This is a genomic window from Luteibacter sp. ME-Dv--P-043b (assembly GCF_030209605.1).
In the GTDB taxonomy this organism is placed as follows: Bacteria; Pseudomonadota; Gammaproteobacteria; order Xanthomonadales; family Rhodanobacteraceae; genus Luteibacter.
Genome location: NZ_JARVRT010000043.1, coordinates 16789 through 27667, shown reverse-complemented (window position 1 = coordinate 27667; position 10879 = coordinate 16789). Strand labels below are relative to the sequence as shown.

The following is a 10879-nucleotide window of genomic DNA, read 5'->3' as shown; positions in this document are numbered from 1 at the left end:
GCGGCCGCTGCCCGAGCGCAGAGTGTGACCACCCAGCGCCTCCTCGCCGCGCCATGCAAGGACAACGGCTTCGGCTTCTTCGCCTCCCTGCCCAGCGACTTGCCTGAAAAACCTCAGGCAAACCTGCCGCGCCGTCCACATATCTGAGACGGGGCCCACCTAATCTCGGCCCCATGGCCACGGTGAACTGGATACGGATGGGTGAGCGGCAGTACGCGGTCCTCGAGGGGACGACGCGGCCGTTCGCGCGGGTCAGTCCGCAGGATGGGCGCTGGGTGGTGCGCTGGCGCTATGGGCCGCGGCAGGGGCAGGGGGCCGTGCTGCGCGGTATGTCCCTGATGCAGCGCATGGTGACGCGCTGGGCCGAGCACAACGAGGCGAGGCTGCGGAAGCTGATTCCGCCACCGGTGCAGGCCTATGCGCCGCCCAGCGCGGTGGAGCGCTATTTCTACGACGCCATCTGGCCCGGCTACGTGCCGGCGTCGCGCCGGCCGCGGCGGGAAGGCCGGGAAGGGCGGGAGCGCCATTGAGGCGGGGGCATACCTCCCACACATAGGCTGCATATCGTCTTCCCGCAGGTGGCGCCATGTCTCCCGAGTGTTTCGTCTCCGCCCTCCAGCAGGCCGTGGTCCGCGACAACCTCGCCGTCTACGCCGAACTGTTCCGCACCACGCCGGCCGAGCGCGCGGTGGACCCGCACTGGGTGAACGCGCTGGAACTGTTCAACGGGCTGGACGAGGCCGGCAAGGAGGTCTTTCTCCAGGTGATCTGCCACACGATGATCGATACCACGGCCAACCTGCTGGGTATCGTCGACGGCTGCTGCCCGGTGGCGGGTATCGAGGGCGACGTGACGCTGTGCATCGACGGCCGGCCCATCGGCGGCGAGTTGCAGGAGCTGTTCCTGGAGCTCAACGAGGCGGCTGACGACGCCGGCTGACGTTGCGCGCGGTCGCTGGCACACTGGGGCCTGTTCGTTCCAGGTCATGCCATGCGTTCCCGTGCTTCCCGGGCGGTCGCCCTCGCGCTGCTGTCCGCACTGTTCTTCACGCTCACCTATGTCCTCAACCGCGCTGTGGTCAGCGGGGGCGGGCACTGGCAATGGGCGGTGATCCTTCGTTATCTCATCACGCTGCCGCTGCTGGCGGCGGTGCTGCCCTTCAGCGGTGGACTGGGCGCGCTGCCACAGGAACTGCGCGGGCATACGCGCACCTGGCTCACCTGGAGTGCCGTCGGTTTCGTGCTGTTCGGCGTGCCGCTGACCTGGGCGGCCAGCAGCGGGCCGTCGTGGCTGGTGGCCGGCAGCTTCCAGACCACCGTGCTGGCCGGCCCCCTTCTGGCGCCCTTCATCTATCGCGACGAGCGGGCCCGCTGGCAGGTCGGGGCGCTGTCGATCGGGGCGCTGATCGTGCTGGGCGTCATGCTGCTGCAGTTCGGCCATGCGCGGGGTGCGCTGGATGCTTCCGCCTGGCTGGCGGTGGGCGCGGTGGTGTTCGCCGCGTTCGCGTATCCGCTGGGCAACCGGATGATCCTGCTGCACCTGGAGCGCACGGGCACCCGGCTGGGCGCGGTGCAGCGCGTGTTCGGGATGACCCTGGCCAGCGCGCCGGTGTGGCTGGTCTTCGCGGGCGTGGCGTGGGTCACCCTGGGGCCGCCGTCCCTGCGCGAGGTGTTACTGGCCGGTGGCGTGGCCTTGTCCTCGGGTGTGGTGGCCACCGTGCTGTTCTTCCACGCCACCGAGATGGTCGGACGCCAGGGCACCGCGCTGGCCGGCGTGGAAGCCATGCAGGCCGCCGAACTGCTGTTCGCCACGGGCATCGGCGTGCTATTCCTGCACGAGTCGCTGCCCGGCCCGCTCGCGGCCTTCGGTGCCGTGGCCATCGTCGTGGGCATCGCCCTGTTCGCATGGGCGAGTGGCCGGGACGGTTCACCCGATCCCGACGGGGCGGACGCCGACCGGGGCGCTTGACGCCATCCAGACACGGGAAGCGTACGCTGCGCCTATCTTCCCGAGGTGCGCCATGAAACCCCTTGCCATCGCTTTCCTGCTTGGTTGCACCTTCGCCGCCTCGGCCGCGCAGACCCCGCCCGGTACCCACGGGCAGCGCGCCCCGGCGGCCGATCCGATGAAACGCTTCGCCTGGCGCGACGAAGCCGCGGGTTACACCTTCGTCGGGCCGCCGCGCTGGACGGACAAGGTCACGGCGGTGCCGCTGGATTCCGCGGCGCTGGCGAAGTCGGGCGCCACCAGCGGCGTGCGCTTCGTGGCCGGCTCGAAAACCCTGCTGGTGCTGCTGTCCTCGGACGATGAACGCGCACATGCGATGGCCAGTTCGGGCGCGCGGGAATTGTCCCGCCACGATGGCCATGTGCTGTCGCTCAAGACCGAGGCCGGGTCCGGGGCCTTGGCCCTCACCGACGAGGAACTGGCGGCGGCCATCCAGTGGGATGGCGGCGACACCGGCACCGTCACCCGCTGAGCCGATTCATACACAGGACATATCGAAGAGGACGCGTACCGGTATCGATTCGACTCAATTCAGGGTCTAGCCTTGGCGACATGGCTCATTCCCTGGAGGTTCCCATGGACGGTTCGTCGCCCGCACCGGCCGTTGTAGTCGATCGCCGTATCAGGCACGGCACGCCGGCGTTCCGGCGCACCAACCTGGCCTTTTTCTCGTCGGGGTTCGCTACCTTCGGCCTGCTTTATTGCGTGCAGCCGTTGATGCCCGCGTTCTCGCACGATTTCGGCGTGGACGCGGCCAGCAGCAGCCTGTCGCTGTCGCTGACCACCGGCGTGCTGGCCGTGGGCATGCTGTTCGCCGGGGCGATCTCCGATGTCCTGGGGCGCAAGCCGGTGATGCTGGCCTCGCTGCTGGGCTCGTCGCTGCTGGTGCTGCTCTCAGCCATGGCGCCGCACTGGGGTGCGTTCCTGGTCATCCGCGCGCTGCTGGGCCTTACCCTGGCGGGGTTGCCTGCGGTGGCCATGACTTATGTGGGCGAGGAGATCCACGGCGATTCACTTGGCTTCGCCATGGGGCTGTATATCGGTGGCAATGCCCTCGGCGGCATGGGTGGACGACTGATCGCCGGTTTCGCCGCGGACCATGCCTCGTGGCGCGTGGCCGTGGCGGTCATCGGCGGCCTCGGCCTGGTCGCGTCGTACCTGGTGCTGCGCGGCTTGCCCGCGTCGGCGTATTTCGAGAAGCGGCGCGCGCACCCCCGGGCCCTGCTGGCGTCGTTCGGTTCGCTGTGGCGGGACAAGGGGCTGCCGTGGCTGTTCGCGGAAGGCTTCCTGCTGATGGGTGCCTTCGTCACGATCTACAACTACGTCTCATACCGTCTCATCGCCGCGCCGTTCTCGCTGTCGCAGTCGCATGTGGGTGCCATCTTCATGGTCTACGTGATCGGCGTGGGCAGCTCGGCGTGGATGGGGGCGATCGCCGGCCGGCTGGGTCGTCGTCGCGTGCTGTGGTCGGCCTTCGTCATCATGCTGGCCGGCGTAGCGCTGACGGCCAGTGCGTCGCTATGGGCCATCGTCGCCGGCATCGCGCTGCTGACCTTCGGTTTCTTCGGCGGGCATTCCATCGCCAGTAGCTGGGTGGGTCGACGCGCGTCGTTCGCCAAGGCGCATGCGTCGTCGTTCTACCTGTTCGCGTACTACATGGGTTCGAGCATCGCCGGCTCGATCGGCGGGCTGGCCTGGAACCACGGCGGGTGGAACGGCGTGGCGATCTATGCGGCCGTGCTGATCCTTGCCGGCCTGGCTGTCGCGTTGAAGCTGCGCACGCTCACGCCTTTAGCATCAGCGCCGTAAACGCCTTCACCAGCGGCGAGGCATCGTCGCGACGGTGGGTGACGTGCAGCGCGCTGGCGGCATCCGGCGAATCGATGGCGACGTAGGCCACGCCGTCGACACGCACGTGGCGCAGCGAGTCCGGCAGCACGGCGACACCCAGGCCCGCGGCCACCAGGCCGATCATCGTGGACGACTCACCGGCTTCCTGGGCGATGCGCGGCACGAAGCCCGCGTTGCGACACATCGACAGCAACTGGTCGTGCACGCCGGTGCCGGCGGCACGGCTGAAGACCACGAAGCGTTCGTCGGCCAGTTCGTCCATGCGCAGCCGGGCGCGCTTGCGCTTGGCCAGCGGATGATCGGCGCGCAGCACGGCCACCAGCGGATCGTCGACCAGCTTGTGCGAGACCAGCGTGGCGGGTAGCGCACCGCCACGCAGCAGGCCCACGTGCTGGCTTCCGTCCAGCAGGCATGCCACCTGCTGCAACGTGTTCCGTTCCACAAGCACCAGACGCACCGCAGGATAGGCGTCGCGGAAGGCGCGGATCGCTCGCGGGAACCGCTCGATCAACGGGGTGGAACGAGTGAAAGCCACATGCAGTTCGCCGATCTCGCCACGCTCGGCGCGGCGCGCCTGGTCGGCGGCATCGTCCACGCGCGTGACGATGTCGCGTGCGGCGTCGAGGTAGACGCGGCCGGCATCGGTCAGCTCGACGCGTCGGTTGGTCCGTCGCAGCAGGCGCAGGCCGAGCAGGCTTTCCAGGTCGCGGATCTGCTGGCTGAGCGGCGGCTGGGACATGCCCAGCCGCTCGGCGGCGCGGCTGAAATGCAGCTCGTCGGCCACGGCGATGAAATAACGCAGGTGCCGCAGCTCGATGCCCATGGGCGGTTCAGTCCGGCCGGACGCGGATCAGGCCTTCCTGCGCGGTGGAGGCCACCAGCACGCCGTTGCGGGTGTAGATCATGCCGCGCGCCAGGCCGCGCGCGCCCTGCGAGGTGGGGCTGTCGAACGAATACAACAGCCAGTCGTCGATACGGAACGGGCGATGGAACCACAACGCGTGGTCCAGGCTGGCCATCTGCATGTTGCGGGTGAGGTAGGAGATGCCGTGGGGCAGGGTGGCGGTGCCGATCAGGTGGAAATCCGACGCATAGGCCAGCAGCGCCTGGTGCAGCCCGAGGGTGTCGTCGATCGGCGCGGTGAGGCGGAACCAGATGTGCTGGTACGGCGGCCGCTTGGCCGGACGCAGCTCGTCACGCGGCCACACGTGGCGGAACTCGAACGGGCCGTCGATGCCGAGCCAGCGCTGGGTCTTCTCCGGCAGCCGGGCCAGCTGTTCGGCGGTCATCGCCGGCATCGGCTCGACGTCCTCGGGTGCAGGCACCTCGGGCATCGACATCTGGTGCTCGTAGCCGGCTTCCGGTTCCTGGAACGAGATGGACCCGTTGAGGATGGGCTGGCCGTGCTGGATGGCGACCACGCGGCGCGACGAGAACGAGCCGCCGTCGCGCGTGCGCTCGACGCTGTAGACGATCGGTGCGTTGATGTCGCCGGCACGCAGGAAATAGGCATGCAGCGAGTGCGCCTCGCGGCGCGGATCCACCGTGCGCTGCGCGGCGGACAGCGCCTGGCCGAGCACCTGGCCGCCGAAGACGAACTTGGTGCCGATGTCGCGACTCTGGCCGCGGAAGAGGTTGTCTTCGAGGCGCTCGAGTTCGAGCAGTTCGACGAGTTCGCCGACATGGTTGTCCGTCATGGGGGTCTCTGTTGAGCGGGGTGGCGACATGGCCGGAAAGTATACCGGGCCTCAGCCCGCCAGCCGCGCGAGGCGGGCCGCGTCGTAGGCCTTCGACCACGGGAATAGCGGGCCCGGGTCGCGCTTGCGTGGTACCTCTCGGTTCGGATCGTCGCTGGCGGCGACCATGGCGGTGTCCAGGTCCTCGTGGCCGGCGATATGGCGCAGCGAAGGAAAGCGCAGCGCGAGGTCGTCGAGCAGGGCGCGCAGGGCGTCGATCTGTTCGGCGGGGTAGGGCTCGGTCATGACCTGCCGGGCCGAGTGGAACCAGTCGGGGTAACGACCGGTGTTGACCAGCTCGATGCCGATCGAGCGCGGGTTGTAGCCGCGGGTGTGATTGGCAATGCGGAGCGGATCGACGTAGCACTGGATCGTTCCGTCGCGATCGACGTAGTAGTGCCCGCTGGCGCCCGTGCCGCGGTCCTCGTAGAGCACGCGCTCGCCGTACTCGCGCGCCATGGCCAGGTCGGGCAACTCGGTGCAGTGGATGACGACCAGGTCCACCGCGTCGGCCGGGCGCTCCGGGAGGCGGTGTTCGTAGGGGAGGGGGTTAGGGCGGATGTCGATCATGGCGCTTTGATAACATAGCCGGTCATTCCGCGTACGGAGTCCGCCATGCGCGGTCACATCATCCTTTCCCACGGTTCCGATTCCGGCCCCGACGCCACCAAGGTCAGCGCGCTGGCGGCCCTGGCCGGCTCGCTGGGCTGGACCACGGTCCGCCCCGATTACCGTGACGACGACGCCCTCGGCCATGCCGGCTGCGTCGACCCGCGGCTGGCGCGGCTGGCCCGGGCCATCGCGGACTCCCCGGCGCCCCCGATCCTGGTCGGTTCCAGCATGGGCGCCTTCGTCTCGGGGCTGGCCTCGCTGCAGGCCCCGGTGGCCGGAGTGTTCCTGCTGGCGCTACCTGCGCGCATCCCCGGCTACGGCCGGGCCTTCGACCTCGCCAGGGGCGTGCCCGCCTTCATGATCCACGGCTATGCGGACGATGTCTGCCCTGTGGATGAGGCCTTCGCCTTCGCGCGCAGCCATGCGATCCCGATGCTGCTGGTCGAGGACGACCACCGGCTGGGCAACGCCATGGCAGACATCGAAACCACCTTCCGCCGTTTCCTCGGGGACCTGGCATGAACTTCTTCGCCACCTGCCCGAAGGGCCTGGAATACCTGCTCAAGGACGAACTGATCGCCATCGGCGCGAAGGACGTGCGCGAGGCCCTGGCCGGCGTGTCCTTTGCCGGTGACATCGAGACGGCCTACCGCGCCTGCCTGTGGTCGCGCATGGCCAGCCGCGTGCTGCTACCGCTGGCCGAGTTCGACGCCGCCGACCAGGACGCCCTCTATGCGGGTGTACAGGACATCGACTGGGCCACCCACCTGGCCGCGCACGGCACGCTGGCCGTGGATGCCAACACGGCACAGAGCAAGCTCACGCACAGCCAGTTCATCGCGCTGAAGACCAAGGACGCCATCGTCGACCAGTTCCGTGCCGCCACCGGTGCGCGCCCGGATATCGATCCGGAAGAACCCGACCTGCGCGTCAACGTGCGCCTGCGCCGCGACCGCGCCACGCTGTCGATCGACCTCTCGGGCCTGCCGTTGCATCGTCGCAACTGGCGCGAGCAGCAAGGCGAGGCTCCGCTGAAGGAAAACCTCGCCGCCGCCATGCTGGTGCGTGCGCAGTGGCCGCGCATCTACGCCGAAGGCGGTGCGCTGGTCGATCCGATGTGCGGCTCGGGTACGCTGCTGATCGAAGGCGCGCTGATGGCCGCCGACGTGGCGCCCGGCCTGCGTCGTGACTACTACGGTTTTCTCGGCTGGGCCAAGCACGATTACGCGTTGTGGCGCTCCATCTACGACGAGGCCAAGGCGCGGGCGGAAGAAGGCCTACGTGCCCTGCGCCCGGTGTTCTTCGGTAGCGATTCGGATGCACAGATGGTGCAGACCGCCAAGCGCAACGCGCAAAGCGCCGGCGTGGCGGGTTTCGTCCATCTCGACAAGCGAGACGCGGTGCACGTGGCACCGCCGCCGGAGACACCACTGGGCCTGGTCATCACCAATCCGCCCTACGGCGAGCGCCTGGGCGATCGTGCCGAGCTGCCGGCGCTCTATCGCGACTTCGGCCAGGCCCTGAAGGACCGTTTCGCCGGCTGGCGCGCGGCGGTGCTGGCCGGCGACGAGGAACTGGGTCGTGCGCTGCGCCTCAGCCCCGACAAACGCTACGCCCTGTTCAACGGCGCGCTGGAAACCCCGCTGCTGACCTACGCCCTGCGCGCGCGTGACGAAGCCCCGCGCGAAGCGAAGCCGTTGTCGCCCGGTGCGGAGATGCTGAAGAACCGCCTGGAAAAGAATGTCCGCCATCTGCGCAAGCGGCTCACCCGCGAGGGCATCACTTGCTGGCGCGCCTACGACCAGGACCTGCCCGAGTACGCCGCCGCCATCGACGTCTACGAAAACTGGCTGCATATCCAGGAATACAAGGCGCCGCAGGACGTGCCGGTGGACGTGGCGCGCATCCGCATGCGCGAGATCGGCCGCGTGGCCAGCGAGGTGTTCGGCATTCCCCGTGAGCGCATCGCGGTGAAGACGCGCGAGCGCGGCAAGGGTGGCTCGAAGTACGGTCAGTTCGACCAGAAGGGCGAGTTCATCGAGGTGGGCGAGGGCGGCCTCCGTTTCCTCATCAACCCCACCGATTACCTGGACACCGGCCTGTTCCTCGACCATCGCCTGGTCCGCGAGAAGATCCGCGAACTGGCGCCGGGCAAGCACTTCCTCAACCTGTTCGCCTATACGGGCACGGCCAGTGTCTACGCGGCGGCCGGCGATGCGCGCGACACCACCACCGTGGATCTGTCCGGCACCTACCTGGACTGGGCATCGCGCAACCTGGCGTTGAACGGGTTCGAAGGTGCACGCCATCGGCTGGTGCAGGAAGATGCCCTGACCTTCCTCGAGAAGCGCTCGATGCAGTACGGGCTGATCTACGTCGACCCACCGACCTTCTCCAACTCCAAGAAGGCCGACGACTTCGACGTGCAGCGCGATCACGTGAAGCTGCTGATGCTGTGCCTGGACCGGCTGCTGCCGGACGGGGTCATTGTTTTCTCGAACAATTTCCGCCGTTTCCAGCTTGATAAGGCCGCGCTGGAACCCCACTTTTCCATTGAGGACTGGAGCGCTCCCAGCATCCCGTTCGACTTCTCCCGCCGGCACAACATCCACGGTTGCTGGCTGCTCCGGAAACCGTTCGTGAATCCGTGGAAAACGTGAATTGAGGGTGTAGAAAACTTCAGATTGGATTCAGTGGCCGAGCGCGAATCTGCAGTCAACACCCGGAGGTAACTGTCATGAAAGGTAAGTTCGTAAAGTCCGCTCTCGTCCTCGCCGCTGCGGGTCTGATGGCGTTCGCACCCGGCGCGTTTGCCCGCGGTGGTTATTACGGCGGCTACCATGGCGGTTACGGCTATGGCTACCACGGTGGTGGTTACTACGGCGGCCGTGGCGGCTACTACGGTCGCGGTCACTACGACCACGCCGGGCGCTGGATCGCTGGCGCCATCGTCGCCGGTGCGGTGGTCGGCCTGGTCGCCAACGCCACGCAGCCGCGTACGGTGGTCTACGACAACGGCCCGGGCTATTACTACGCCCCGCCTACCCGCACGGTCGTCTATGACGACGCGCCGGTGGTCACCCGCCGCGTGACCACCACGACCACCTACGTGGACGATGGTTACGGTGGCACCCGTTATGTGCGTGACGACGGGTATTGATCGGAGTCGTTTTCGGTTGAGTGGTTTGATGGAGGAGCCCGGCGCAAGCCGGGCTCTTTTTGTTTTGGGGCGGACGTTTCGTGGTGGATTGCCGTGAGGGCTCGCCTTCGGCATCGCGTTTGGCATTGGGCCGTGGAGCAAGAGCCGACGGGTAGCCCCCTCGGTGCCACGCCTGCGGCGACCCGCTAGGGAAGGGCTGCTCCGCGGCCCTATGTTTATTGCCCTTCGGGCACGGGTCGGGCTTCGAACGGAGGTTTCCGATTCGACCTCCTGTCTCAGCGGAAACGGCCGGCCGTCCTGGCCGGCCCCCTGCGGGCTTTTTCCGTTCGAAGCCCTCGCCTGCGTCTACCGGCCCCGAGGGGGCTACCCGCCGGCTCTTCCTCAAACTGAGGTGGGATGTTGGGCGAGCAGCGAGGGGTGGTGAACGAGTAGCGGGAGGGGTACGGCGTCGCCGCTTTGTTGGCTTTTCGCCCACATCGTGGGCTCCTACCTCGGGGGGTAGGGCAGGTGTTGGAATACCCGACGCATGATCTATCGGCTGGGTAGGAGCGCACGCACGTGCGCGAACCCTCGACGTACCTAAGGCGACGGATGCCATGCGCAACAGGCAAGCGAGCGGTCCCAGCAACGAAGCGAAACCCAGCTCTGCTCTGCGCTCGACCCCAACCCACCTCAGTTTGAGGAAGAGCCGGCGGGTGCCACCCTCGGGGCCGGTAGCCGCAGGCGAGGAAAGGCCCGAAGGGGGCCGGCCAGGACGGCCGGCCATTTTCGCTGAGACAGGATGTCGAATCGAAAATCCCCGTTCGAAGCCCGACCCGGCCCGAAGGGCAATAAATAAACGGCCGCGGAGCGGCCTTTCCCTAGCGGGTCGCCGCAGGCGTGGCCACGAGGGTGGCACCCGCCGGCTCTTGCTCCGCGACGCCAAGGCTCGAGCCCCAACGCGATGCCGAAGGCGAGCCCGCCTCAACCACCCGGAGACGGCAGCTGCGCACCCGAGCCGCGGCGCTTTGCGCTCTTCTTCATCGATTCGAATGTGGCCTTGTCGATCGTCTGCACGGACTGGACCTGGCACGGTGGCTCGTTGCGGCGAAGGATTTTCTCATCGATGCCGCCGCAGATACGCATCTCGCCCATGGCCTTGTCGCTGTTGGACGACTTGAAGCGGATGCCGCCGCCCAGATCCATCCGCGGGCAGTCAGCGCTGGTCTTCACCACGAAATGGTTGGGCCCGTTGCGCACCGCCACCGTACGCGCGTCGACCACCGCCCATTCGTTGATGCGGTCGGTGCGCAGGCAGTCGTTGAAGGGCAGTTCGTTACGGGCCTGGGGGGAGGAGCCGGGACGGGGTGTGTTGTCCTGCGCGTGCGCGGTGAACGCGCCTGCGAGCAGAAGAGCGCTGGTAAACAGGATTCGGGCAGTCATGACGCGGTCCTCCGGGAGGAATGGCGATGTTAAGCCGGGATCGGCCCACGGGCCAGATTGACAGGGGCCACGGTGCACCTTTCGTTAAGG

At 67.8% G+C, this 10879-nt stretch carries 12 protein-coding genes; 8 read left to right on the top strand and 4 right to left on the bottom strand.

The genetic code is table 11. The features are described from left to right. Positions 1–182: 182 nt before the first annotated feature. From QRN34_RS18260 to QRN34_RS18240, 5 genes are all read left to right on the top strand, one after another. Entirely contained in the window at positions 183–530 is a 348-nt protein-coding gene (locus QRN34_RS18260; RefSeq protein ID WP_285406745.1) for a hypothetical protein, read from the top strand. A gap of 56 nt (positions 531–586) precedes the next feature. Next, positions 587–940, top strand: a complete 354-nt coding sequence (locus QRN34_RS18255; protein ID WP_285406743.1) for a hypothetical protein — start codon at positions 587–589, stop codon at positions 938–940. 51 nt (positions 941–991) lie between these two features. Further along, the gene (locus QRN34_RS18250) at positions 992–1969 is read left to right on the top strand and encodes a multidrug resistance efflux transporter family protein (protein WP_285406742.1); all 978 of its coding nucleotides are present in this window, start codon (positions 992–994) and stop codon (positions 1967–1969) included. Between the two features lie 52 nt (positions 1970–2021). Further along, entirely contained in the window at positions 2022–2480 is a 459-nt protein-coding gene (locus QRN34_RS18245) for a hypothetical protein (RefSeq protein ID WP_285406741.1), read from the top strand. Between the two features lie 104 nt (positions 2481–2584). Beyond that, positions 2585–3817, top strand: coding sequence for an MFS transporter (locus tag QRN34_RS18240; RefSeq protein ID WP_285406740.1), 1233 nt, complete (start codon positions 2585–2587; stop codon positions 3815–3817). Here the strand turns inward: QRN34_RS18240 and QRN34_RS18235 are convergent. Genes QRN34_RS18235 through QRN34_RS18225 form a run of 3 tightly spaced genes read right to left on the bottom strand, consistent with a single transcriptional unit; the run spans position 3792 to position 6165 of the window. Further along, positions 3792–4682 carry a LysR family transcriptional regulator gene (locus tag QRN34_RS18235; RefSeq protein WP_285406738.1) on the bottom strand — a complete coding sequence of 297 codons (891 nt, stop codon included), beginning with the start codon at positions 4680–4682 and terminating at the stop codon, positions 3792–3794. The two genes, QRN34_RS18240 and QRN34_RS18235, sit on opposite strands and share 26 nt — an antisense overlap. Before the next feature lie 7 nt (positions 4683–4689). Then, positions 4690–5556, bottom strand: a complete 867-nt coding sequence (locus QRN34_RS18230) for an acyl-CoA thioesterase II (RefSeq protein ID WP_036140635.1) — start codon at positions 5554–5556, stop codon at positions 4690–4692. A 51-nt stretch (positions 5557–5607) separates the two neighbouring features. Next, positions 5608–6165, bottom strand: a complete 558-nt coding sequence (locus QRN34_RS18225) for an N-acetylmuramoyl-L-alanine amidase (RefSeq protein ID WP_285406737.1) — start codon at positions 6163–6165, stop codon at positions 5608–5610. Between the two features lie 45 nt (positions 6166–6210). On the opposite strand from QRN34_RS18225, the gene QRN34_RS18220 reads away from it, so the two are divergent. From QRN34_RS18220 to QRN34_RS18210, 3 genes are all read left to right on the top strand, one after another. Next, a complete protein-coding gene (locus QRN34_RS18220) occupies positions 6211–6729 on the top strand; it encodes an alpha/beta fold hydrolase (protein ID WP_285406735.1) in 519 nt (172 codons plus the stop codon). Continuing rightward, positions 6726–8867 (top strand): bifunctional 23S rRNA (guanine(2069)-N(7))-methyltransferase RlmK/23S rRNA (guanine(2445)-N(2))-methyltransferase RlmL, encoded by a 2142-nt coding sequence (rlmKL, locus tag QRN34_RS18215; protein ID WP_285406734.1) that lies wholly within the window; start codon positions 6726–6728, stop codon positions 8865–8867. The genes QRN34_RS18220 and rlmKL overlap by 4 nt, the downstream gene beginning before the upstream one ends. Before the next feature lie 77 nt (positions 8868–8944). Beyond that, positions 8945–9367 carry a hypothetical protein gene (locus QRN34_RS18210; protein WP_036140639.1) on the top strand — a complete coding sequence of 141 codons (423 nt, stop codon included), beginning with the start codon at positions 8945–8947 and terminating at the stop codon, positions 9365–9367. A gap of 963 nt (positions 9368–10330) precedes the next feature. Here the strand turns inward: QRN34_RS18210 and QRN34_RS18205 are convergent. After that, complete coding sequence (locus tag QRN34_RS18205; protein ID WP_285406733.1) at positions 10331–10789, bottom strand: DUF6491 family protein; 459 nt, start codon at positions 10787–10789, stop codon at positions 10331–10333. Between the last annotated feature and the right edge of the window lie 90 nt (positions 10790–10879).